Origin of the sequence: Stutzerimonas stutzeri (genome assembly GCF_038561965.1) — a bacterium.
Taxonomy (GTDB): domain Bacteria; phylum Pseudomonadota; class Gammaproteobacteria; order Pseudomonadales; family Pseudomonadaceae; genus Stutzerimonas; species Stutzerimonas stutzeri_AA.
This window is the reverse complement of record NZ_CP139348.1, coordinates 1,614,901-1,639,333: the sequence shown is the minus strand read 5'-3', so window position 1 is coordinate 1,639,333 and position 24,433 is coordinate 1,614,901. Positions and strand designations below refer to the sequence as shown.

The 24,433-nt window shown below is 63.4% G+C and carries 21 protein-coding genes; 7 read left to right on the top strand and 14 right to left on the bottom strand.

Annotated elements, in window-relative coordinates; all coding sequences use genetic code 11:
* Window positions 1-699 (top strand): c-type cytochrome, encoded by a 699-nt coding sequence (locus SM130_RS07505; RefSeq protein ID WP_102823488.1) that lies wholly within the window; start codon window positions 1-3, stop codon window positions 697-699.
* A gap of 46 nt (window positions 700-745) precedes the next feature.
* Here the strand turns inward: SM130_RS07505 and SM130_RS07500 are convergent, their stop codons facing one another.
* On the bottom strand, window positions 746-1,285 hold the full coding sequence (locus SM130_RS07500) for a DUF3087 domain-containing protein (RefSeq protein ID WP_102823487.1): 540 nt from the start codon (window positions 1,283-1,285) through the stop codon (window positions 746-748).
* A 242-nt stretch (window positions 1,286-1,527) separates the two neighbouring features.
* On the opposite strand from SM130_RS07500, the gene SM130_RS07495 reads away from it, so the two are divergent.
* The gene (locus tag SM130_RS07495) at window positions 1,528-2,028 is read left to right on the top strand and encodes a GNAT family N-acetyltransferase (protein ID WP_102823486.1); all 501 of its coding nucleotides are present in this window, start codon (window positions 1,528-1,530) and stop codon (window positions 2,026-2,028) included.
* A 10-nt stretch (window positions 2,029-2,038) separates the two neighbouring features.
* Here the strand turns inward: SM130_RS07495 and wrbA are convergent, their stop codons facing one another.
* On the bottom strand, window positions 2,039-2,638 hold the full coding sequence (gene wrbA / locus SM130_RS07490) for an NAD(P)H:quinone oxidoreductase (RefSeq protein WP_102823880.1): 600 nt from the start codon (window positions 2,636-2,638) through the stop codon (window positions 2,039-2,041).
* 83 nt (window positions 2,639-2,721) lie between these two features.
* Window positions 2,722-3,420, bottom strand: coding sequence for a pirin family protein (locus tag SM130_RS07485; protein WP_102823879.1), 699 nt, complete (start codon window positions 3,418-3,420; stop codon window positions 2,722-2,724).
* A 233-nt stretch (window positions 3,421-3,653) separates the two neighbouring features.
* On the opposite strand from SM130_RS07485, the gene SM130_RS07480 reads away from it, so the two are divergent.
* On the top strand, window positions 3,654-3,998 hold the full coding sequence (locus SM130_RS07480) for an FKBP-type peptidyl-prolyl cis-trans isomerase (RefSeq protein WP_102823485.1): 345 nt from the start codon (window positions 3,654-3,656) through the stop codon (window positions 3,996-3,998).
* Between the two features lie 43 nt (window positions 3,999-4,041).
* Here the strand turns inward: SM130_RS07480 and mdoH are convergent, their stop codons facing one another.
* The 6 genes from mdoH to SM130_RS07450 form a co-directional block, all read right to left on the bottom strand.
* Window positions 4,042-6,600 carry a glucans biosynthesis glucosyltransferase MdoH gene (gene mdoH, locus SM130_RS07475; protein ID WP_102823484.1) on the bottom strand — a complete coding sequence of 853 codons (2,559 nt, stop codon included), beginning with the start codon at window positions 6,598-6,600 and terminating at the stop codon, window positions 4,042-4,044.
* Window positions 6,601-6,613: 13 nt separating this feature from the next.
* The gene (locus tag SM130_RS07470) at window positions 6,614-8,140 is read right to left on the bottom strand and encodes a glucan biosynthesis protein G (RefSeq protein WP_102823483.1); all 1,527 of its coding nucleotides are present in this window, start codon (window positions 8,138-8,140) and stop codon (window positions 6,614-6,616) included.
* Window positions 8,141-8,314: 174 nt separating this feature from the next.
* Complete coding sequence (gene bglX, locus SM130_RS07465) at window positions 8,315-10,606, bottom strand: beta-glucosidase BglX (protein ID WP_102823878.1); 2,292 nt, start codon at window positions 10,604-10,606, stop codon at window positions 8,315-8,317.
* Window positions 10,607-10,706: 100 nt separating this feature from the next.
* Entirely contained in the window at window positions 10,707-11,486 is a 780-nt protein-coding gene (locus SM130_RS07460; protein ID WP_102823482.1) for a PhzF family phenazine biosynthesis protein, read from the bottom strand.
* A 144-nt stretch (window positions 11,487-11,630) separates the two neighbouring features.
* A complete protein-coding gene (locus tag SM130_RS07455) occupies window positions 11,631-12,341 on the bottom strand; it encodes an LrgB family protein (RefSeq protein WP_102823481.1) in 711 nt (236 codons plus the stop codon).
* The gene (locus SM130_RS07450; RefSeq protein WP_014820968.1) at window positions 12,338-12,703 is read right to left on the bottom strand and encodes a CidA/LrgA family protein; all 366 of its coding nucleotides are present in this window, start codon (window positions 12,701-12,703) and stop codon (window positions 12,338-12,340) included. The genes SM130_RS07455 and SM130_RS07450 overlap by 4 nt, the downstream gene beginning before the upstream one ends.
* 301 nt (window positions 12,704-13,004) lie before the next feature.
* Between SM130_RS07450 and ccoG the strand changes: the two genes are divergently transcribed.
* Window positions 13,005-14,423, top strand: a complete 1,419-nt coding sequence (ccoG, locus tag SM130_RS07445) for a cytochrome c oxidase accessory protein CcoG (RefSeq protein WP_102823480.1) — start codon at window positions 13,005-13,007, stop codon at window positions 14,421-14,423.
* Window positions 14,424-14,457: 34 nt separating this feature from the next.
* Window positions 14,458-15,867 (top strand): GntR family transcriptional regulator MpaR, encoded by a 1,410-nt coding sequence (mapR, locus tag SM130_RS07440; RefSeq protein WP_102823877.1) that lies wholly within the window; start codon window positions 14,458-14,460, stop codon window positions 15,865-15,867.
* 15 nt (window positions 15,868-15,882) lie between these two features.
* Here mapR and SM130_RS07435 read toward each other — a convergent pair whose 3' ends face one another.
* The 3 genes from SM130_RS07435 to SM130_RS07425 all read right to left on the bottom strand — a co-directional run bounded on the left by SM130_RS07435 (window position 15,883) and on the right by SM130_RS07425 (window position 18,774).
* Window positions 15,883-17,223, bottom strand: coding sequence for a sensor domain-containing protein (locus SM130_RS07435; RefSeq protein ID WP_102823479.1), 1,341 nt, complete (start codon window positions 17,221-17,223; stop codon window positions 15,883-15,885).
* Window positions 17,224-17,362: 139 nt separating this feature from the next.
* Window positions 17,363-18,175, bottom strand: a complete 813-nt coding sequence (locus SM130_RS07430; RefSeq protein ID WP_256044886.1) for a Zn-dependent hydrolase — start codon at window positions 18,173-18,175, stop codon at window positions 17,363-17,365.
* A gap of 5 nt (window positions 18,176-18,180) precedes the next feature.
* A complete protein-coding gene (locus SM130_RS07425) occupies window positions 18,181-18,774 on the bottom strand; it encodes a glutathione S-transferase family protein (protein ID WP_102823478.1) in 594 nt (197 codons plus the stop codon).
* A gap of 134 nt (window positions 18,775-18,908) precedes the next feature.
* On the opposite strand from SM130_RS07425, the gene SM130_RS07420 reads away from it, so the two are divergent.
* Window positions 18,909-19,469: a TetR/AcrR family transcriptional regulator gene (locus SM130_RS07420; RefSeq protein WP_102823477.1), complete on the top strand. Its 561-nt coding sequence runs from the start codon at window positions 18,909-18,911 to the stop codon at window positions 19,467-19,469.
* A 32-nt stretch (window positions 19,470-19,501) separates the two neighbouring features.
* Here SM130_RS07420 and SM130_RS07415 read toward each other — a convergent pair whose 3' ends face one another.
* The gene (locus SM130_RS07415) at window positions 19,502-22,582 is read right to left on the bottom strand and encodes an efflux RND transporter permease subunit (protein WP_102823476.1); all 3,081 of its coding nucleotides are present in this window, start codon (window positions 22,580-22,582) and stop codon (window positions 19,502-19,504) included.
* Window positions 22,583-22,587: 5 nt separating this feature from the next.
* Window positions 22,588-23,688 carry an efflux RND transporter periplasmic adaptor subunit gene (locus SM130_RS07410; protein WP_102823475.1) on the bottom strand — a complete coding sequence of 367 codons (1,101 nt, stop codon included), beginning with the start codon at window positions 23,686-23,688 and terminating at the stop codon, window positions 22,588-22,590.
* Between the two features lie 93 nt (window positions 23,689-23,781).
* Here SM130_RS07410 and SM130_RS07405 point away from each other — a divergent pair, with 93 nt between their 5' ends.
* Window positions 23,782-24,417: a TetR/AcrR family transcriptional regulator gene (locus tag SM130_RS07405; protein ID WP_102823474.1), complete on the top strand. Its 636-nt coding sequence runs from the start codon at window positions 23,782-23,784 to the stop codon at window positions 24,415-24,417.
* Window positions 24,418-24,433 lie beyond the last annotated feature (16 nt).

Here is a 24,433-nt window from a genome sequence, read left to right as displayed (position 1 = left end):
ATGAAAATAACAATCAAGACCCTGGCGCTGACCAGCGTCGGACTCGCCGTAATCGGTGCCGGGGTGCTGTATTCGGGTGTGATCAGTGTCGCGGCCGACGAGCCACATTCGCGGGCGGTCGAGGCGTTGCTGGCAATCACCCGCGAGCGCTCGATTGCCGTACGCGCTCGTGAAATCGAAGTGCCGAGCCTCGACGATGAGGCACTGATCCGCTCCGGTGCCGGCAACTACCACGCGATGTGCATCGGCTGTCACCTGGCACCGGAGATGCCCGCTACCGAGCTGAGCGAGAGCCTCTACCCGGCCCCGCCGAACTTGGCAAAACGGGGCACCGGCGGCGACCCGGGCGCGACGTTCTGGGTCATCAAGCACGGAATCAAAGCCACCGGCATGCCCGCGTGGGGCAAGAGCATGGGCGACGACTACATCTGGGGCATGGTCGCCTTCATTGACCGGCTACCGCAGCTCGACGCGGCGCAATACCAGTCGCTGGTCGCTGCCAGTGACGGCCACCAGCATGGCGGCGGTGAATCGGACATGCACGATCACAGCGGGCAGCACGCCAGCCCAGCCGCACCTCGCGGGTCAACGTCAGCAGCAGACGATCATCATGGCGCGCACGATGACCACGCGGCGAAGAAGCCGAAAGCGGAAGCCGACGTGCATCACCACCCGGACGGCAGTCGACACGTGCATTGATGCGTAGCGCCGTTAACGGCGCTACCCGCATTTCAAACCGCTCGCTTCAGCGCTTGGCCTCGATCTGGCCGACTCGTTCCAGCCAGCCGGACTCCAGTCGTGGCTGGTCGATATCCATGCTCTGCGCCTCCATCACCTCACGGTGACGGTCGATTTCAGCGACTGAATCGCTGAGGCCGCTGGAGTTGCCGTCGAGCTGGTGCATCTGCGTCAGCCCCAGATGATAGAAGCGCAACATCTTCATCGCATCGGGATCACCAGCGCTTACGCCGGCCTTGACCTGATGCATCATGTTGGTCACGCGCATCAGGCTGCGCTTGAGTCCCCAGCCGTAAACCGCCGAGGCCATCCAGGCTTGTTGCCAGTAGATCGATCTGACCAGGCCGATGGTCAGCACCAGCCCGACAACCACCCCGCCGATGTTCAGCGGCAGGTTGTTGCCGCCCGGCTCGCCAAACAGCGCCACGGCTAACGTCGCCAACCCCATGGCCAGCGCTGCAAAGGTGGCAACGACAACCAACGTGCTGCGACGGGTCTCGCGACGATAGGTTTCGGGGCTGCGCGGAACGATCTCGAATAGCACCACGGGGCGATGTCCTTAGCTGAAGTGAATGGTTAAGCGACGCGCATTATCACCGCATTGGCGCAGGCGCGGCTGATGCAGCGCAGTGATTCGCACTCTCCCGCGAATCACCGTAGGGAGGGCTGAAGCCCACCACAGCGCCCCGGCTCTAACGGTCGGCTGAAGCCCACCCTTCGGGTTGGAAGCGTCGCCGCTGTCGTTGGCTCAGCGGCTATGCTGCCGCCACCAGCACATTGGAGATGCACATGCGCCGCCTCGCCATTCCCGCCGACCAGCAGCGGGTCTACGACATCTACATGCACCCGGATGTGGTGCCGTATCTGGGCTTCGACCCCATGCCCCGGAACGCCTTCGGCAAGGTCTTCGAGCCGCTGTTCGAAAGCGGCAGCTTCTATGTCTACGAGGACGGCGGTGAGATTCAGGGGTTCTACAAGGTACAGCGGCATCTGGGCCGTGCCGCCCATGTCGCGTACCTCGGCACTCTGGCCGTTGCGCCCGAGGTCAAGGGCAGCGGCCTGGCTAGCCGAATGATGCAGGACGCCATCGACAAGCTGGCCGCCAGCGGCATCCGTCGTGTGGAGTTGACGGTGGAGGCGGACAACCCGCGGGCGATTGCCTTTTACGAGCGCTTTGGTTTTGCCTATGAAGGTACGCAGCGCGCCGCCTACAAGCGCAGCAGCGATGATGGCTTCGTCGATGAATTGATGTATGGCCTGCTGCTGGGCCCCGGCCGGGACCCAGCATAGGTTCTGCTGATCAGCCCTTGAGTTTGCTGGTGATCTTCGCCACGTGCTCGCCCTGGTAGCGCGCGATGGCCAGTTCCTTTTCTGAAGGCTGACGCGAGCCGTCGCCGCCGGCGATGGTCGTGGCGCCATAGGGCGTGCCGCCGTTGGTTTCGGAGATGTCGAAGAACTCGCTGATGCCATAACCGGTCGGCACGATGACCATGCCGTGGTGCGCCAGGGTGGTCCAGGTCGAGGTGATGGTCATTTCCTGGCCGCCGCCAGTGCCGGTCGAAGCGAACACGCTAGCAACCTTGCCATGCAACGCGCCCTTGGCCCACAGGCCGCCGGTGCGGTCGAGGAAGTTGCGCATCTGTCCGGACATGTTGCCGAAGCGGGTCGGCGTGCCGAAGATGATCCCGTCGTAGTCCGGCAGCTCGTTCGGATCGGCGATGTCGGCAGACTGATCGACCTTGCCGCCAGCATTGCGGAAGGCGTCTTCGGGCATGGTTTCCGGCACACGCTTGATCGTCACCTCGACGCCTGGCACGCGACGTACACCTTCGGCCACAGCATTGGCCATCGTTTCGATATGGCCGTACATGGAGTGATACAGCACGAGAATCTTCGCCATCTTGGTTTCCTCTTTCGGTGGGTGAGTCTGAATAATGTTCTGGATGTGATGGACCATCGGCCGGGACGTTCCCGCCCGGACCCTCAGCGCGACTCGACCAGGACCACTTCGCTTTTTTCCAATGCTCTGATGGTCAGTCGCGCCTCGTCGCGCACGGCTACGCCATCGCCTGCGGCAACTTCGAGCCCATTGACCTCGATACGGCCGCTGGCGGGCACCAGATACACACGGCGCCCATCGGCGATTGCAAAGTCGGCGCTCTGCCCTGCTCCAAGCGTAGCCGCTGCCAACCTCGCCTCGGCACGAATCGTCAGCGCCTCTTCATCACCGGGCAGGCCGCTGGCGAGCGTGACGAAAGCACCGGCGCGCTCCCCACTCGGAAATGTCCGCGTGCCCCAACTCGGTGGCAGGCCCGTCTGCTCGGGGTGAATCCATATCTGGAAGATGCGCGCCTCTTCATCCTCAAGGTTGTACTCGCTGTGCACGATGCCCGTGCCGGCGCTCATCACCTGCACATCGCCGGCCACGGTACGGCCACGATTGCCCAGGCTGTCCTCGTGGGTGATGGCGCCCTGACGCACGTAGGTGATGATTTCCATGTCGCGGTGCGAGTGCGGGTCGAAGCCGGTGTGCGGTGCGATGCTGTCATCATTCCAGACGCGCAAGCGGCCCCAGCGCATACGTTCGGCGTCGTGATAAGCGGCAAAGGAAAAATGGTGGCGGGCATTCAGCCAGCCATGCTGGGCGTCGCCGAGCTGCGCATAGGGACGTCGTTCGATCATCTGAGCCTCCGGATGGAAGTCGGCCACTGGGCCAATTCCTGTGACACAGATGATCTATTTACTCAGATCGTATATGTGCGCAATTTTCTGCCAATAAATATCGGATAAATCGATAACTCGAAGTGCGACGGGGTCCGCCATATAGTCCAGAACTGGAAAGGCCTGGCCCGGTCTTGCCTGCTCTGGATTAACCTGCGAAAACGGCGCCTTTATCAGCACGCCGAGGAATATGAATGAGCGAAGCAGAACTACAGGTCGAAGATATTCAGCTGGGCGATGGCAAAGCGGTCGTCAAAGGCGCGCTGATCACGACCCAGTACCGCGGCACGCTGAGTGATGGCGCTGTGTTCGACAGTTCCTACGAGCGCGGCAAGCCCTTCCAGTGCGTGATCGGCACGGGTCGGGTAATCAAGGGCTGGGATATCGGGCTGATGGGCATGAAGGTCGGTGGCAAACGCAGGCTATTCGTGCCGGCGCACCTGGGCTACGGCGAACGCCAGGTTGGCGCACACATTCCGCCGAATTCCGATCTGCATTTCGAAATCGAGCTGCTGGAAGTGCTCACGCGCGACGATTGAGCACAACGCCCATGCGGCCTGGGTAGCCACATGGGCGGATGGCTCAGCGAGGCTCGCTCAGCTCCGCACGCGATACGCCGTGCGGGTATTGCTTGCGGTAACGCTCGAGCCAGGCTGCACCGGCCGGGTCATTCCAGGCGTGCTGGTGCAACAGTGCCATGCCGTCCGGATCGTTGAGCAACCGCCAACGCGCCGCTTCGGCTTTTTCACCGGCGGGGCCACCCGCAAGCACTTCAGCCAGGCGCTGTTCGCGAAGGTGATCGGCAGCTGGCACTACCTTGGCATGACGAGCCCGCGCCATGGCGCAGACCAGTGCGTTGTACAACGGATCGACCACCGCCACGAGAAAGCCCTGGCGCAACGCGTTGGCTTCGTTCTGCTGCTGGTAGCGATCGGTATTGGCCAGTTCGGCAGGCGGCGCGTACTCCTCCGGAATCAGGAACAGCTTGTGGCGCAGTGCAGCCAGCCCTAGACCGGTACGGCTGGTGATCACCGACACCGGCGCCGAGAGCATCAGCGACACCACGATGGGCGCCAGCCACCAGAGGAAGGCCGCATCCAGCCAGGCCACCAGCGCCGTCCACAGCACCCCGATGACGATCTGCGAACCATGCCGGCGCAATGCTTCGCCCCAGGGCGTGGAGTCATCGCCCCGCTGTGGCGAGTTCCACTGCACCGACCAACCGAGAAACGCCGCGGTGACGAATACGCTGTGGAAAAGCATGCGCACCGGTGCCAGCAGCACCGAGAACAGCGTTTCGATCAGCATCGACAACACCACGCGCAGCCTTCCTCCGTAGGCTTGCGCGCCCTGGATGCAAATCAGCAGTACGCTGAGCAGCTTGGGCAGGAACAGCAGCGTCATGGTCGCCGAGAACAACGCAACGGCTTCTTGCGGTTGCCAGCGCGGCCATAGCGGGTAGAGCTGGTTGGGCTGCAGGAAATACTCCGGCTCCATCAGCGTATGGATCGCCAAGAGACCGGTGGACAGCAGCAGGAAGAGAAACCACAGCGGCGCCGACAGATAGGACATGACGCCGGTGAGGAACACCATGCGATGAACCGTGTGCACGCCACGCACCATGAACAGGCGGAAGTTCATCAGGTTGCCATGGCACCAGCGGCGATCCCGCTTTAGCTCGTCGAGCAGGTTGGGCGGCAGCGCCTCGTAACTGCCCGGCAGGTCATAGGCGATCCACACGCCCCAGCCGGCCCGGCGCATCAGCGCCGCTTCGACGAAGTCGTGAGACAGGATCGCACCGGCAAACGAGCCGGTTCCCGGCAGCGGCGCCAGCGCGCAATGCTCGATGAAGGGTTTGACCCGGATGATCGCGTTGTGGCCCCAGTAGTGCGATTCACCCAACTGCCAGAAGTTGAGCCCAGCGGTGAACAGCGGGCCGTAGACGCGCGTGGCGAACTGCTGCATCCGCGCATAGAGCGTGTCCATGCCCGAAGCCTTCGGCGCGGTCTGGATGATGCCGGCGTTGGGATTGGCTTCCATCAGCCGCACCAGGCTGGTCAGGCATTCGCCGCTCATCACGCTGTCGGCGTCGAGCACCACCATGTAGCGGTAGCTGCTGCCCCAGCGACGGCAGAAGTCGTCGATATTGCCGCTCTTGCGTTTGACCCGGCGTCGACGCCGTCGGTAGAAGATGTGGCCGAAGCCATCCACGGCGCGGCACAGCTCGACCCAGGCTTTCTGTTCGGCGACGCAGGTGTCCGGATCGTTGCTGTCGCTGAGCACGAAGATATCGAAATGCTCGAGCTCACCGGTCGCCTTGAGCGACTCGTAGGTCGCCCGCAGGCCGGCGAACACTCGCGGCACATCTTCGTTGGCGATCGGCATCACCAGCGCCGTACGCGCCTCGGCCGGGATCGGCTCATTACCAGGGCTGCTTGCCGAGATGCTGTAACGATCCTTCCCGCTCAATAGCTGGAAAAACCCCATCAGCGCGGTCCAGAACCCCATCGAGACCCAGCAGAACAGCAGCGCGAAAAGCAGCAAAATACTGGTCTGCACCACGTACGGCAGGATCTGCCGCGCCGACTCGGCCAGCGGCTGGACGAAGACCTCCTGCAGGTCCACCAGGAACCAGCCTTGATAAGGCAGCACCGCCTTCATCTGCCACGTGGCAAACGCGGTCTGGCCAATCATCAGCAGCAACAGTGCCGAGCGGCGCAAGGCGGCAACGCGCCGCCAACGGGCTTCGTCGAGCGGCTGCGGGCTGGGTTCGAATTGCCGGCGCGGGGTCGAACGGCCCAGCATCCGCCGCCAGCCGCGGCGCAGGATATTGGTGTGCCAGGGTTCTGGGACCATGCGCGTGCGCACGATCGGCGGGGTCGACTGCACATAGGCTCGGCCCTGGTGGTCTTCGGCAATCGCCCCGGCACGGTCGAACAGATCGCCCCAGCCCAGCCGCAGCCGGGCAACCACCGAATCGAGCAGGCGCCGCGATGGCTCGCGTCCCTCGCGCACTTCGGCGGACATTTCATCGTGCAGCGCAAGCAGGCCGCCCTGCTCCGCCGTCTGCCGGTATCTCGCCGGGTCTTCGGCGTCGTTCAACGCCAGACCATCGCAATAGCCTTCGGCAATGGTGTTCATTGCATCCTGCTGCTCATTCATGGGGCGGGATCTGATAAGTCCAGGTTTCGGAGAGGGTCTTTTCGCCATCGACCAGCGCGGCACGCATTTCCACCGGTCGCGCCGGGTCGTGCACTTTCAGCCGCAGCGTCAGGCGCCAGCCTTTGGTGACGGTGTTGTAACGCAGGTTGTTTTCCACCAACTCGGCGTTGTCATCGATGCTGACGCGGGTGGTCACCGGTGCATCCTCTGCCAGCTGCTCAAGCACCGGACCGACGAAGTCGACGATAAGCGCGGTGCTGCCATCTGGCTGGCGAATCAGGTTGGCCTGCTTGACGTCGCCAGCCGAAACGCGGGTCTGCTGCACCCAGGCCAGCTTCGGATCGTGCAGGCTGGGTTCGTCCATGGAGAAATGCAGGCGATACTCCAGATCCAGCGACTGGCCGGGCTCCGGCTGCTTCTCGGGGGACCAGAAGGCAACGATGTTGTCATTGGTTTCGTCGGGCGTGGGGATTTCCACCAACTCGACATGGCCCTTGCCCCAGTCGCCACGGGTTTCTATCCAGGCGCTCGGGCGCAGCTCGTAGCGGTCGTCCAGATCCTCGTAGCGGCCAAAGTCGCGGGTACGCTGCATCAGCCCGAAGCCACGCGGGTTCTCCACGCTGAAAGCGCTGACCGCCAGGCGACGCGGGTTGTTCAGCGGTCGCCAGAGCCATTCGTCATTGCCGGCGTGGATCGCCAGCCCCTCGGAATCATGCAATTGCGGGCGATAGTTCAGCGAATCGCTCGGCTGGTTGGCACCGAACAGGAACATGCTGGTCAGCGGTGCCAGGCCCAACTTGCCGACCGGTTCGCGGAGATACACCTTGGCCTGCACATCCAGCGTGCTGTCCTTGCCCGGCGTCAGCACCATGCGATAGGCGCCGGTGGCACGTGGCGAGTCGAGCAGCGCATAGATCACCAGATTGCGCCGATCAGCCTGCGGCCGCTCGACCCAGAATTCACGGAAGCGCGGGAACTCCTCGCCAACCGGCAGAGCCGTGTCGATCGCCAGCCCACGCGCGGACAGCCCGTACCACTGGCCCTTGCCGATGATGCGGAAGTAGCTGGCGCCGAGCAGGGTCATCACCTCGTCCTGCTTGTCCTTCTTGTTCAGCGGATAGAGCACCTTGAAGCCAGCGAAACCGAGCCCTTCCAGGGCGGCAGGATCGATCTCGACGCCATCGAACTGGAACATTGCCGGGTCGTAGCGGATCTCGCGAACGTCCGTGGCGGTGATTTCGTTGATCCGCACCGGCGTGTCGAAATGCATGCCCTGATGATAGAACTGCAGGTGGAATGGCGTCTCGGCATCCTTCCAGTAGGCATGCTCGGGGTTGAAGCGCAGCCGCTGGTAATCGGCGAATGCCATCTTGCGCAGCTCAGCGGGCAGGTTGCTGACCGGCTCTTCGTAACCGCTGGCAGCCAGCGCCTGTGCCCGTTCGGCTACATCATCGAGACCAAACGCCAGCGCACTGCCAGCCATCAACATGCACAACCCGCCTGCCAGCCCCGCCAGCATGCGTGCCGACTGCGTTCCGGTCTTCCACTGAAAAATGCGTAACACACCGCCTCCGAATTACACGATTGTGCAGAGTCCGCTCTGCGTCGCTATGGTTTGGCTGCATACAGCCTAGCCAGTCACGCCGCTGCGCCAAGAAGCGCAACGGCAGGCACGCTGCATACAGGATATTTATTACAACAACTCGAAACGCTCGCTCAGCACCGACTGCGAATCGAGCCCCAGCTGGACCTCGAACTCGCCTGGCTCCGCCACATGGTCGAGCCGCGCGTCATAGAATTTGAGGTCGTCCTCACCCAGTCCGAAGCGCACCACCTGTGTCTCGCCAGGCTTCAGCATGAGTTTCTTGAAGCGTTTGAGCTCCTTGACCGGGCGTACGCTGGAGCCCACCAGATCCTGCAAATAGAGCTGCACGACTGTTGCGCCGGCGCGCGCTCCGGTGTTCTTCACCGTTACGCTGACCTCCAGATTCTGCCCACGTTTCAGCTCACGCCGCGAAAGATGTGGCTTCGACAGCTCAAAACCCGTGTAACTCAGGCCATAGCCGAAGGGGTACAGCGCACCGTTAGGCTCTTCGAAATACTGCGAGGTGTAGTTGCCGGGGCGTCCTTCGACATAGGGACGCCCAAGCCGAGGGAGGTTGTAATAGGTAGGAATCTGGCCAACCGAGCGCGGAAAAGAAATCGGCAGCTTGCCGGACGGGTTATGCGCACCGAACAGCACGTCGGCGATGGCGTGCCCACCCTCAGTGCCGGCGAACCAGGTTTCCAGCACTGCATCGGCGTGCTCCTTGACCCAGCCAAGCTGCAACGGCCGTCCGTTCATCAGCACCACCACCAACGGCTTACCGGTGGCGGCCAGTGCCTCGAGCAGCGCCTGCTGGCTGGCCGGCAGCGCAAGGCTGGTGCGACTGGATGATTCGTGGGACATGCCTCGCGCCTCACCCAGCGCGGCAACGATCACGTCGGCCTCACGCGCGGCACGTACCGCCTCATCGATCATCGCCTGCGGCGGGCGTGGGTCCAGCGATACTTCGGGACGATCCCAATTGAGGAAGTTCAGGTACTTGATCATCCCCGCGTCATCGGTGACGTTCGCGCCGCGGGCATGGATGACCTGGCCGCCCTTGCCAACCGCCGCTTCGAGGCCCTGGCGCAGGGTCACCGCTTGCGCGGCAACCCCGGCTGCGGACCAGCTGCCGAGCATGTCGACGTGGGAATCGGCCAGCGGCCCGACCAGCGCAATGGTCGCGTCCTTGCGCAGCGGCAGCGTTTGCTGGCGGTTCTCCAGCAAGACCAGCGAGTCGCGCGCCACCCGTCTTGCAGCCTCGCGATGCAGGCGGCTTTCGGCATTGACCTCGATAGGATCGTCAGTCGCCTTGCCGATGCGCAGGTACGGATCGTGGAACAGCCCGAGGTCGTACTTGGCGCCGAGGACCCGGCCCACGGCCTGGTCGATCAGCTCGATCGGCACCTCGCCGCGCTCGACCAGCCCGGGCAGTTCCTGCAGGTAGAGCGAGTCGTGCATGCTCAGGTCGATGCCCGCCTCGATCGCCAGGCGCGCTGCCTCGCGTCCGTCGCGGGCCACACCATGGCGGAGCAATTCATCAATGGCGCCGTGGTCACTGATGTTCAGACCGCGAAAGCCCCAGTCATCGCGCAGCAGGTCACGCAGCAGCCAGCGATTGGCGCTGGCCGGCACGCCGTTGACCGTGTTCAGCGCCACCATCACCCCGCCAGCGCCGGCATCCACGGCGGCCCGATAAGGCGGCAGATAGTCCTGATACATGCGCTGCGGACTCATATCGACCACGTTGTAGTCGCGCCCGCCTTCCACAGCGCCGTACAGTGCGAAGTGCTTGACGCTCGCCATCACGCTGTCCGCCGCAGAGAGGTGCTGGCCCTGGTAAGCGCGCACCAGCGTGCTGGCGATCTGCGAAACCAGGTACGGGTCTTCGCCGAAGCCTTCCGAGGTGCGGCCCCAGCGTGGGTCACGGGTGATGTCGACCATTGGCGCAAAGGTCAGGTCCAGGCCATCGGCACTGGCTTCGATGGCCGATACGCGACCGCTGAGGGCAATGGCGTCGAGGTCCCAGCTGGAAGCCAAGGCCAGGCTGATCGGAAAGATTGTGCGGTGACCGTGAATGACGTCGTAGGCGAAGAAGATCGGGATGCCCAGACGGCTGCGCAACGCGGCGTCCTGCATCGGACGGTTATCGGCGCGGGTGACCGAATTGAATGTAGCGCCGATGCGCCCGGCGGCGATTTCCTCGGCGATTCGTTCGCGCGGCATGTCGCCACCGATGCTGATCAGGCGCAGCTGGCCGACCTTCTCCGCCAGGGTCATCTGTCCAAGCAGGGTTTCGATCAGCGCCTGGCGGTTATCCAGTGGTAATACCGGCGGCGCCGCAAAGGCGAACGGGCTCATCGCACCGGCAAGCAGGACAAACGGCAGCAGCCTTTTCATCATCACGTTTCGCAATCCCATTGGTTGAATCGATCAGCCACACACAGGCACACCCATCGCGCCGACTCCCGGCCGCCCGCAATGCATGAAGAAAGGTCTTTTAAAGTTCGATGGTGCCGTCGAGATAAAGCACGGCCTGGCCGGCCACCATCACCCGATCCGCCTCGACCCGGCAGTGCAGGATGCCGCTACGCGCCGACGCCTGCAGCGCCACCAGTTCATTGCGGCCCAGTCGCTCGGCCCAATAAGGCGCGAGCCCGGCATGGATGGAACCGGTCACCGGATCTTCGGCACCGCCATTGGCCGGCCAGAAGTAACGCGAGACGAAATCCTGTTCGCGCCCTGGCGCGGTCACCACTACATCCAGCGGCGCCAGCATGCGCAGCGGCTCGAGGTCAGGCGTCAACATGCGCACCTGCTGTTCGTCGCGGTAGACGGCGAACCAGGCCTGCTGGTTGCGCAGCACGGCGTCTGGCTTGCATCCAAGCCCCTGCAACAATGCCGCCGGCGGTTCGGCAACCGGCTCTGGCGCGCGGTTGGGGAAGCTCATTTCCAGCAGGCCGTCAGCCCGACGCTGCACGCTCAGATCGCCCACGGCGGCAGCGCGGAAAACCAGCGGAGCCTGCGCCAGGCCCGCTTCCAGCAGCACGAAAGCGCTGGCCAGGGTGGCGTGCCCGCAAAAATCGATTTCGGTAAGCGGCGAAAACCAGCGGATGTGAAACGCCCCGTCCGCTTCGCGCACGAAGAAGGCGGTTTCGGAAAGGTTGTTTTCGGCGGCGATGGCTTGCATCAACTCATCCGACAGCCAGGCTTGCAGGGGGATCACCGCCGCGGGATTGCCCCGGAAACGTTCAGCGGTAAAAGCATCGACCTGGAACATCCGCAATTTCATGGTTTGCACCCTGTGCACGGTCAAGCGACCGCCGCCTACTTTAACGGGTCGGACCGGGCGCTAGCCAGTACCACGTGAGGGCTGAAGCGCCCGTAATTCGTGCGCTTCATCAGGAACACTGCGGGCAGAGATTCAACCGAGGGCGAAAGGCAGCAACAGTGCGATAAGTATGCCCAGCAAGCTCATCCCCAGCGCCGCGAAGGCACCGCATTCATCGCCCTCCTCCAGCGCGCGTGCCGTACCGATGGCGTGCGCATTGATGCCATAACTGAGGCCGCGTGCGGCGGGATGATCGACGCCAGCCCAACGCAGCAACAGCGGCCCCAGTGCCGTGCCGATGACACCGGTAAGCATGACGAACACCGCCGCCAGCGAGGCCAAGCCGCCAAGCTGCTCGGCCACCAGCATGGCGATCGGCATGGTTGCCGACTTCGGCGCCAGGCTCATCAGCACTGGCAGCTGCGCGCCCAATGCCCAGGCAATCATCAGCGTCAGCACCACGCTAAGCACACCGCCGATCGCCAGGGTGATGACGATAGGCCAGAACAACTGCTGAATCCGTTTGAGGTGGCGATGCAACGGCACCGCCAGCGCCACGGTTGCAGGCCCCAACAACATCGCGATCAACGAGGCTCCCTCGCGGTAGCGCGCGTAGTCCAGATCCACCAGGGTCAGCGTGCCAACCACCAGGAGCATGCCGATCATCACCGGCTGCAGAACCAACCAGCCGCTGCGCCGGTAGAGCATCAGCGCGAGCTGGAATGCGATCAGCGTCAGCGCTACGGCGAACAGCGGATGCACCACAACGGCCGCCCAGGCCGTGCGCCAGTCGAGAACCGTCATGCCTGATCCTCCCGCTTGAGGTCGAGCCGACGAATCAGCCGCTGCATCAGCCAGCCGCAGAACGGCACAGTGATCAGCAGGGACAGCACCAACCCGGCGGCGATGGCCGGCAGGTCGTCCAGCAGCGCGGCGCCACTGGTCATGATCCCGGCTGCGGGCACGATCAGCAGCAGTGGCAGGTACTGCAGTAACAGCGCCGCGGTCTTCTCCAGCGACTCGGGAATGCTACGACGCAACAGCAACAGGCCGAACAGCAACAGCATGCCGATGATCGGCCCCGGCAACGCCGGCAGCAGTACGAGATTGATCAGATTGCCGAGCAGTTGCAGCAGCACCAGCCAGGTCAGGCCCTTGAGAATCATCGGCGGTGCTCCATTGGCGGCAGGTCAGAAATCATGACGACAGCTCCTCAGTGCGTGGCAAAAGGTTTCGACTATGGCTGCGTTCGCAGCAGCGCAACAGATGCAGATTGGCGCTAAAAAAGCAGATCAGCCAATCCCGAAACGTTCCACTGATACAGGTCAACCCATTGTCCGAAGCCGTTTCCGAGCAGGCAACCGATGCTCATCTGATCCGTATTTTGGCTGTTCATCTGAGTCTGTTATGCAACACCATCGGCAGGGATCATCCGCTTCGCCTGAAATGCCTATGGGGCGAAGCCTAATGACCGACCGCATACCCGCGCAGATCATCGAAACCGTTGATCCCAGCCAACCGATCCGCCTGACACCCGCTCAAAGCGGCGGGCCCATTCATACGCGCAGCTTCAGCGGGCGTTTCCGCAATCTGCGCCTGTTGGGCGGCGGCCTGCTGATGCTGCTCTATTTCGGCACCGTGTGGCTGAACTGGGACGGACGCCAGGCGGTGCTCTGGGATCTGGACCGCCAGCAGTTTCACATCTTCGGTGCCACCTTCTGGCCACAGGATTTCATCCTGCTCTCAGCAATCCTGATCATCGCCGCGTTCGGCCTGTTCTTCATAACCGTGCTGGCCGGGCGCATCTGGTGCGGCTACGCCTGCCCGCAGAGCAGCTGGACCTGGATGTTCATGTGGGTGGAAAAGGTCACCGAGGGCGATCGTCTGCAGCGCATCAAGCTCGACGCGGCGCCCTGGCAGCCCATCAAGCTGCTACGCCGCACTGCCAAACACACGCTTTGGCTGGCTATCAGCCTGGCGACCGCACTGGCTTTCGTCGGCTATTTCACGCCGGTGCGCGAATTGCTGGGCGACCTTGTACACCTTGAGCTCGGCGCGACGACTGCTTTCTGGTTGCTGTTCTTCACTGCCGCGACCTATATCAACGCCGGCTGGCTGCGCGAGCAGGTGTGCCTGCACATGTGCCCCTATTCGCGCTTCCAGAGCGTGATGTTCGATGCCGATACGCTGCTGGTTTCATACGACGCCACGCGGGGCGAAAACCGTGGCGCGCGGCGCAAGGGCAGTGACCCGCGTGCGCAGAACCTCGGCGATTGCGTGGACTGCACACTATGCGTACAGGTCTGCCCCACCGGCATCGACATCCGCGACGGTCTGCAGTTGGATTGCATCAGCTGCGGCGCGTGCATCGACGTGTGCGACAGCGTCATGGACCGGATGGGTTACGCTCGAGGCCTGCTGCGCTACACCTCCGAACGTGCCCTGCAGGGTGGCGCCACACGCCTCTTCCGCCCTCGTCTGATCGGTTATGCGGTGGCGATGACGGCGATGATCGCTGCCTTCATCTGGGCGCTCGAGGCCCGGCCGCAGTTGCAGCTGGACGTCACCCGCGACCGCACCCTCTACCGCGAGAACATGCAGGGGCAGATCGAGAACATGTATCGGCTCAAACTGATCAACAAGACCCAGCAGCCGCGCCGCTATGTGCTCGGACTGGAGAGCGGGCCGTTCGAGTTGCAAGGCCCGCGTGAAATCAGCCTGGCCGCAGGTGAAATTGCCGACCTGCCGGTCAGCATCGCGTTGCTCGACAATGCCCGGGACTTCAGCCGCAACGTGCGTTTCGAGGTCAGCGACCTGGCCGATCCAAGCAGCCGAGTGAGCACGCCGAGCACCTTCGTCGCACCCATCGGGGCGTTGCGCCAGTAGACTGGCCATGCCCAACCGCCACGGCCCGGACATGATGAAACGCTACGAGAAATTCGCCGACGAGATTGCCGAGCTGATCCGCACCGGCGTGCTCGCCCCCGGCGAAAAGGTGCCCTCGGTGCGCCACGCCAGCCGCACCTACGGCGTCAGCCCGTCAACCGTGTTCCAGGCCTACTACCTGCTGGAGGACCGCGGGCTGATTCAGGCCCGGGCTCGCTCGGGCTACTTCGTCCGCGAACATGCCAAGCGCCCGCTGCACGAGCCGGACATCAGCCTGCGACCGCCTGAAACCACAGACGTAGGCGTCAGCGAACTGGTTTTCTCAGTGCTCGCCTCCCTGCGCGATCCGGCCACGGTGCCCTTCGGTTCGGCCTTTCCCAGTCCTGAACTGTTTCCGCTGCAACGTCTGGCGCGCTCCATGGCGCAAAGCGTGCGGGACATGCCGGCCCGCGAGGTGATCGCCGAAATGACCGCCGGCAATCCGGACCTGCGCCGGCAAATTGCCCTGCGCTACATGGTCAGCGGCGTGATGCTGCCGATGGACGAACTGGTGATCACCACCGGTGCGATGGAGGCGCTGAATCTCTGCCTGCAGGTGGTGACCGAGCCTGGCGATCTGGTCGCCATCGAGGCACCGGCGTTTTACGCCACGCTGCAGGTGCTGGAGCGGCTCAAGCTCAAAGCGGTGGAGATCCCGGTCCACCCACGCGAAGGCATTGACCTCGACATCCTCGCCGACCGCCTCGCACACCTGCCGATCAAGGCGTGCTGGTTCATGAGCAGTCTGCAAAACCCGCTGGGCGCCAGCATGGGCGAAGTGAAGAAGCAGCAACTCTACGATCTGCTGCAGCGCTATCAGGTGCCGATGATCGAGGATGACGTCTACGCCGAGCTGTACTTCACCCGTGAGCCGCCCAAACCAGTGAAGAGCCATGACCGTGAAGGCCTGGTGATGCACTGCGGCTCTTTCTCCAAGAGCCTGGCGCCCGGCTATCGGATCGGCTGGGTCGCAGGGGGGCGCTATGCCGAGCAGATCGCCCGGCTCAAGCTGATGACAACCATCTCGCCATCCGTGCCAGCGCAGGCCGCTATCGCCGACTATCTGCAGCACGGCGGCTATGACCGCCATCTGCGCAAACTGCGTCATGCGCTGGAAATGCAGCAGGGTGCAATGCTCGCCTCCGCCGCCCGGCATTTCCCGGCCAGCACGCGAGTGACGCGACCCAGCGGTGGGTATTTTCTGTGGTTCGAATTCCCAGAGCAGGTGGATTCGCTGCAGCTGCTGCAACTGGCGTTGGCTCAGGGCATCAGCCTGGCGCCGGGGCCGATCTTCTCGGCGACTCAGCGCTTTCGCAACTGCGCGCGGCTGAATCACGGCCACCCATGGGATGCGCGCAGCGAGCAGGCGATGGAGTTGCTCGGGAGGATGCTGAAGTCTTTTTGAGGAACACCGTCGAGTTCAATCGCAATCGACCGGTTCCTGACCGCTGCGGGCCTTCATCCGGTACATACGCTCATCGGCCTGCTTGAGCAGCTGCATCTCCGCCTCACCATCCTCCGGATAAAGGGCGGTGCCGATGCTCAAGTCAATATCAATGCTGTGCTCCACGATCAGCATCGGCTGCGCGAAGGCATTTCGGATCTTCTCGACCACACGCTGGGCATCCTCCGGCTCGACGATGCTTTCGAGCAGCACGACGAATTCGTCGCCGCCCAGGCGCGCCACCGTATCGGTGTCGCGCACACAGAATGTCAGGCGGTCGGCAACGGCGCGCAGCAGCTGATCACCGCCGCCATGCCCGTAGGTATCGTTGACCTGCTTGAAACGGTCGAGGTCTACGTAGAGCAAGGCGATTCGCCCACCATTGCGCCGCACCCTTGCCAGTGCCGTCTCCAGACGGTCACGGAAGCAGGCTCGATTCGGCAGCCCAGTGAGTTCGTCGTACTGCGCCATACGATGCAGCCGTGCATACAGCTGCTGGCGCTCGATGGCCGTGACCACCTGGGTGGAGACGAACTGCAGCAACTCCTGATCCTTCTCGGAATAGGGTGCTGTGCTGCTTTTCAACAGCAACACGCCAATCGCCCCCTCGCTCGAATTCAGCGGCACACCCAGCCACCAGGCAACCGCATCGGCCGCGTCCAAGGGCAGCGCCAACGCGGACAGCGATTCGGCATTGAAACGCAGCGCTTGTCGACCATGCAGGACGGAGAAGCACAGCGACCGTCCCGGCTCCGGCGGTGCGCCGAGCGAGTCGAGCGCCAGCGCCTGGTAGGGATAGGTCAGTTCGCCGCTGGCGAGATCACGAATGGCTACGATGAAATCATCCAGCGGCAACAACTTGGCGATGGTCAGATGAATTTGCTGATACAGAGCGGCGAGATCCTTCGCACCGTGAGCCGCCTCGGAAATCGAATAGAGCGCTGCCTGCATCGCTTCGGACTGCTTGCGCTGGGTGATGTCACGGGCCACCCCGATACGCAGCTTGTTGTCCGTTGACCAGCAGGCTGACCACATGATGTGCACCACGCTGCCATCCTTGCGCAGATAGCGATTTTCGAAGTGCAGCAGCGGCTGGCTGGCCATGACTTCCTGCGCCGCCGCTATGGTCCGGGCCCGGTCCTCCGGGTAGACCATCTCAATCATTCGCTTGCCGAGCATCTCGTCAGGGGTATAGCCGAAGATGCGCTCGCAGGCGGCGCTGACGTAAACGAAGTTACCCTGCGCATCGACAACGCAGATGGCATCCAGCAGCAGATCGATGACACTCGCCAGGGGCGCGCAGCTATCCGTCTTCACGGCGGCAGACCTACTTCGGCCATTGGGCATGGGGATAGCGATCGAGGCCGGCGTATGGCGCGCCGCGTGAACGCTTGTCCCTCGCGCTAAGCATCGCCTATATCCGACTTGGCTGCGCGGTATTTTTGAGTTTTCCAGTTCACTGCACCCAGTGCGGATAGACGCCCAGCGCGCCGTGCTGGCTGCCATCCTGCAGAGCCACAACACCCTCCGGTGCGCCTTCTGCGTCATGCCCGAGCTGGTCACCACGAAAGAAGAAGCGACGACCATCGGCCAGCGTCAGAAACAGGCCGACCGCGCCATGGCCGGCGAGCGGAACCAGCACCAGGTGTCCGTCACCGTACAGGTCCAGACTTTGCGCATAACCCTGATAAGGCCTTGGCTGGAACTGCAGCGAATGCCAGCGGACCGGGTGGCGAAACTGGCTGGGTAACACCGCGGGTGGCGTGGCCGCCCTCAGGTAGCTCAGGCTTTGCGCGCTAGCCAGCACTGGCACCTCGGGAAAGTCGGCCAGCCCCGAGGCATGCTCCCAACGCACGCAACCCAGCACGATACGGTCGACCGTGATCCCATCCCCTTCCAGCTGATCGCGCACCGGTCGAACCGGTCCGTAACGCTTGATCCGCCAAGGCAGCTCAGCATCCAGCTGCGTGTCGATCTGCCGACCCAGTCCGGTGCCGAACAGCAGCCGGCTGCCGCGATGCTCGATCAGGATCGCGACGTGCTCGACCGGCTGCGCTTGTTGCCAACCGCCCCGGCGCAGCAGGAAGTCGCCACTTTCGCTCTGTGCAGTCTTCACCAGGCTGAAGCGCAGCCCCTCTGCGGCCTGCGCTTCGTCGGCAGAGCCGGACAGTGGCAAAACCAGAGCGACAGCCAGCAACAGCCACACGCCGATCCGCTTGCCCGGCAACCGGATACCCTCTGCCAGCATCCCGCCCATTTGCGCGGCCATGACGGCTACAGCCCCGGCATGCCGACATAGCCCGGCAGCGCACGAATACGTCCGAACCAGGCCTGCAGCGCCGGATATGCCGCCAGATCGAGCCCGCCTCCGCCAGCCAACGCGACGTTGGGGTAGACGGCGATATCGGCGATGGTCGGCTCGCTGGTCTGCGCCAGCCAGACATGTTGCGCGAGGTGCCGCTCCAGCGTGCGCAGGGCGCTGGCGGCACGTGCCTGCGCCAGCGGTTCGTCGATCGGCCGGCCGAACAGCTTGCCCAGGCGTACCGTAGCCGGACCATGCTGCACCTCGTTGGCAGCAAAGCTCAGCCAGTTGGCGATGCGCCCCTGAGTCTCGGCGTCCTGCGGATACCACACGTTGGCATAACGCTGGGCCAGATAGACCAGAATCGCTTGAGAGTCGCCCAGACGAAGCTCGCCGTCCTCCAGTACCGGAATCTGCCCGCGCGGGTTGATTTCACGAAACGCCGGCTGCTTGTGCTCGCCCGCCAGCAGATTCACCGGTATCCGCTCGACCGGCTGGCCGATCAGGCTGAGAAACAGGCGAACCTTGTGGCAATTGCCGGATAGCGGCAGGTCGTAAAGCTTCATGGTGTTGCCCTCGTGATTGGCTGAGACTGGATGATAGACAGACCTGTCTGTACACTGCAAGCACCAACGAAAGACCGGCCGGCTGGAGCGAGCGCCGTGCGCTCCCGCATAATGTCGAACCGCAGGAGGAATCCATGGCATCGAACAAGCGCGACCAGCTGCTCAACACTGCAGAGAATCTGTTCTACCGCGAGGGGTATCACGCCACAGGCATCGACCGCATCCTGGCCGATTCTGGTGTGGCCAAGATGACTCTGTACAAGCACTTCAAATCCAAGGAAGAACTGATCCTTGCCGTGCTGGAGGCGCGCCACGAGCTGATGCTGACGCGTCTGCACGAACGGGCCGGCAGACTGCCGCCACGCGAGGCGCTATTGGGAATTTTCGATGGCTTGCACGGGATGATCCACGGTGGCGACAAGTTCTGCGGCTGCCTGTTCATCAACGCAGCGGCCGAATACCACGACCGTGATCACCCGATTCACCGTCGCTCATCGGCCTACAAGGCGGAGCTGCAGGCCTACCTGCGCGAACTGCTGGAACGCCTGGATGCGCCCAACGCGACGCAGCTGTCGCGCCAGTTGCAGTATCTGCTCGAAGGTGCGCTGAGCATGGCGCATATCGAAGGACCGGGCGACCAGGCGCTGGACGCCAAGGTCGCCGCCGAACGACTACTCGAGGCCGCCGGCATCTAGGCGCGCCGGAACGGACGCGCCCTTCTACCCCTTCAGATGGTGCTGGCTTCGTCTTCCCGGACCTTGAACCAGGCAGCATAGAGCGCTGGCAGGAACAGCAGCGTCAGCGCCGTGGCGACGATCAGACCGCCCATGATCGCCACCGCCATCGGCCCGAAGAAGATACTGCGTGACAGCGGAATCATGGCCAGCACCGATGCCAGCGCAGTGAGTACGATGGGCCGGAAACGACGCACCGTGGCTTCGACGATGGCGGTGAAACGCGCTTGACCGGCGCCGATGTCCTGCTCGATCTGGTCCACCAGGATCACCGAGTTGCGCATGATCATCCCTGACAGCGCGATGGTGCCGAGCATCGCCACGAAGCCGAACGGCTGACCGAACAGCAGCAGGAACAGCGCGACACCGATGATGCCTAGCGGCGCGGTGAGGAACACCATGGCCGAGCGCGAAAAGCTCTTGAGCTGCGCCATCAACAGGGTCAGCACCACGATGACGAACAGCGGCATGCCGGCATTCACCGAGCGTTGGCCGCGCTCGGAATCCTCTACCGTACCACCCACCTCAAGCAGATAGCCGCCGGGCAACTGCGCGCGGACATCTGCCAGCGTCGGCTCGATCTCCCGCACCAGCGCAGCCGGCTGCTGTTCGCCGTACACATCGGCGCGCACGGTGACCGTCGGCAGCCGGTTGCGGTGCCAGATCACACCCTCCTCGAAGCCGTACTCGAGCGTCGCCACCTGCGACAGCGGCACGCTGCGCCCGCTCTCGGTGGGTATCGCCAGGCTCGGTAGCATCGAGAGTTCAAGGCGCTCACGCTCCGTACCGCGCAGGAGGATCTCGATCAGTTCGTTATCTTCGCGGAACTGGCTGACACTGCTGCCGGTGAAGGTGCGGCGCAGGAAGCTGGACAGCTCGGCAGTGGTCACGCCCAGTGCGCGGGCACGATCCTGGTCGACGTTCAGGCGAACCATCTTGCTCGGCTCCTGCCAGTCCAGATGCACATTGGCGACGTGCGGGTTCTCGCCCACCTTGGCGGCAACCTGGCGGGCCAGCCCGCGCACCACGTCGATGTGTTCGCCGGTCACGCGAAATTGCACTGGATAGCCCACCGGCGGGCCATTCTCCAAACGTGTGACACGCCCGCGCAGGCTCGGAAAGTCCTCTCGCATACGCTCGATCAGCCAGGTACGCAGGGCTTCACGGGACTCGATACTGTCGGCCAGCACGACGAACTGCGCAAAGCTGGTCGCCGGCAATTGCTGATCCAGCGGGAGGTAGAAACGCGGCGAGCCGGTGCCGACGTAAGCCACGTAGTTGTCGATACCGGCGCGCTGCTTGAGCAGTTCCTCCAGGCGTCGCACCTCCGCCTCGGTAGCCTTGAGCGACGCGCCTTCGGCCAGCTTGAGATCGACCATCAACTCCAACCGGCCGGACGCAGGGAAGAACTGCTGCGGCACCAGCCGGAACAGCACCACCGCGGCGGCGAAAATCACCAGGGTGAGCAGGATAACGGTCTTGCGCCGGCGCACGCAGAAGGTCACCACGCGGCGCACGCGTTGGTAGAACGGCGTGGCGTACGGATCGTGGCCATCATTGCCGCCGCCCTGTCTATGTGCAGAACCCTTGCTCACGTCCGGCAACAGCTTCGCCCCGATCAGCGGCACGAACATCACCGCTGCGATCCAGGATGCGATCAGCGAAATACCCACCACCTGGAAGATCGACCGGGTGTACTCGCCCGTGCTGGAGTTCGCCGTGGCGATGGGCAGGAAACCCGCCGCAGTGATCAGCGTGCCGGTCAGCATCGGGAATGCCGTGCTGGTCCAGGCGAAACTGGCAGCCTTGAGGCGGTCGTAGCCCTGCTCCATCTTGATCGCCATCATCTCCACCGCGATGATCGCGTCGTCCACCATCAGCCCGAGCGCCAGCACCAGAGCCCCGAGGGAAATCTTGTGCAGGCCGATGTCCAGGTAGCTCATGGCGGCGAAGGTCATTGCCAGCACCAACGGAATCGACAATGCCACCACCAGCCCGGTGCGCACGCCGAGCGAGAAGAAACTCACCAGCAGCACGATCACCAGCGCCTCGATCAGCACCTTGACGAACTCACCGACGCTGGTTTTCACCGCCGCTGGTTGATCGGAGACCTTGCGCAGCTGCATGCCGGCCGGCAGCTCCTGCTGCAGGCGGGCAAATTCGTGCTCCAGTGCTTCGCCCAATACCAGAATGTCGCCACCGCTTTTCATCGATACCGCCAGCCCCAGCGCCGGCTCGCCCATGAAGCGCATGCGCGGCGCGGGTGGGTCGTTGAAGCCGCGATGCACTTCGGCAACGTCGCCGATACGGAAGGTGCGCCCGGCGACGCGGATGGGGAAATCTCGAATCTCCTTGACCGTCTCGAAGCTGCCGGTGACGCGCAGCTGCACGCGATCGCTGATCGTCTCGACGAAACCGGCGGCAGTCACCGCGTTCTGCGCCTCCAACGCCTGGCGCACGGCCTCCAGCGGCACGCCAAGCGTAGCCAACTTGACGTTGGAGAGTTCGATCCAGATCTTCTCGTCCTGCAGGCCGATCAGCTCGACCTTGCCGACGTTCTTGACCCGTTGCAGCTGCAGCTGGATGCGGTCGGCGTAGTCCTTGAGGATCGCGTAGTCGAAGCCGTCGCCGGTCAGCGCGTAGATGTTGCCGAAGGTGGTGCCGAATTCATCGTTGAAGAACGGTCCCTGCACACCAGGCGGAAAGGTATGGTGGATGTCGCCGATCTTCTTGCGGATCTGGTACCAGAGGTCGGGAATATCCTTCGAGCGCATCGAGTCGCGCGCCATGAAGGTCACGTTGGACTCGCCCGGTCGGGAGAACGAGACAATGCGCTCGTATTCGCCGGTTTCCATCAGCTTTTTCTCGATACGCTCGGTGACCTGGCGCGACACCTCTTCGGCGGTAGCACCCGGCCACTGGGTCTGGATGACCATCGCCTTGAAGGTGAATGGCGGGTCCTCGCTCTGACCGAGCTTGCTGTAGGAAAGCGCACCGACGATCGCCAGCAGCAGCATCAGATAGACGACAATCTGGCGGTTCTGCAGCGCCCAGGCGGAAAGGTTGAAACGCATTGCGATTACTCCTGGGCAGCCAGCTCGACGGGGCGATTGTGGCGATCCACCGGTCGAACCGGCTGGCTATCGCTGAGCATCTGCACCCCGGCCAGGACGATCCAGTCGTCGGCCTCAAGCCCCTCAATGACCGGCACCAGCTGTTCGCCGTACGGCCCGGTACGGACCTCCACCCGCTCCACGGTGGAATCGGCCTTAAGCCGCCAGACATGCGCCCTGCCCTGTTCGGCACTCAGCGCGGAGAGCGGTACCGCCAGGGAGACTTCACCATCGCGGCGAATGCTGACCAGCGCGCTCTGTCCCAGTTCGGCTGGCACCTCCTGCTCGCTGAAGGCGACGCGGGCGGAATAGGTCCGCGACTGCGCATCGGCGGCCGGCGAGAGCTCGCGAATCTTGCCAAGGTAGTGGCGCCCAGGCTGCGACCAGAGTTCGACCTCGACGTCCTGGCCAACCCGATAGCGCTCCAGTGACTGTTCCGGCAGATCGATGGCGACCTCACGCTCACCATCGGCAGCCAGCACGAAGGCCATCTGCCCGGCGGCGACTACCTGCCCGACTTCGATTCGGCGCTGCGCGATCAAGCCATCACGGGTAGCGCGCAGCACCGCGTAATCGACCTGGTTGCTCGCCACATCGAACTCGGCACGCGCCTGCTGCAGGCGGGCTGCTGCGGCGCGGTAGGCGTTATCGGCATTGTCGAACTGCGACTGGCTGACCAGCTGCCGACCGAGCAGCGCCTTATAGCGGTCGTGCTCTGCCTTGGCCACGCGCAGATTGGCTTCCGCTGCTGCCACCTGGGCGCGCATGCCATCCAGCTGCAAGCGCACGTCCTGTGGGTCGAGACGCGCCAAGGGCTGGTCCTTGCGCACACGATCACCCGCTTCGACCAGACGCTCGACGACCTTGCCGCCGATGCGGAAGGCCAGTTCCGGCTCGTATCGCGCATGCACCTCGCCCGGATAGCTTTCGCGCGCCTCGCTGGCTGGCTGCGGCTGCACCACCATGACCGGACGGGGCAGCTGTTGTGGCGGCTCGCTGTTGCCACAGGCGACCAGGGCAAGCGCACAACCGAACGTAGAGGCAAGGGACAAGGCATGTCGGAACACGATGAAGTCTCTCTGTCGCGAAGCGGATTGGAATACTTATACTGCGCGGTATAGTAAAAATACCGTACCAGCCAGTCCACTATTAAAACGCCCATGATAGAAAACCACTCCGTATCCCCCGGTCCCGGTCGCCCGAAAGACCCAGCCAAGCGCGAAGCAATCCTCGCCGCGGCGCAGGTGCTGTTTCTCGGAAACGGCTATGAGGGCAGCAGCATGGAGGCCATCGCCGCGGAGGCTGGCGTTTCCAAGCTCACGCTGTACAGCCACTTCAAGGACAAGGAGGCGCTGTTCTGCGATGCCGTGAAAGCCACCTGCGAAACACGTCTGCCGCGCCGCCTGTTCCACCTGGAGGAAAATTGCGCCATCGATGAAGTGCTGCTGGCGATCGGCCGCGCCTTCAATGAGCTGGTGAACAGTCCGGAATCCATCGGCCTGCATCGGGTGATGGTGGCCATGGCGACGCAGAATCCGGGGTTGGTGAAGATGTTCTTCGACGCGGGTCCGCAGCAGTTGCTCTTCGATCTGGAACAGCTGTTCGCCCGGGCCAACACGCTAGGCCTGCTACGTATCGACGAGCCGTTGCGCGCGGCCGAGCATTATTGTTCGCTTATCAAGGGTGCCCAGCACTTCCGCTTGCTGGTCGGCTATGCCGAGGCGCCAACCGAGGAAGAAGGCAACCTGCATGTACGAGATGTTGTGAGCGTGTTCCTGCGCGCCTATCGCCACTGAGCCGCCCACAGCAACT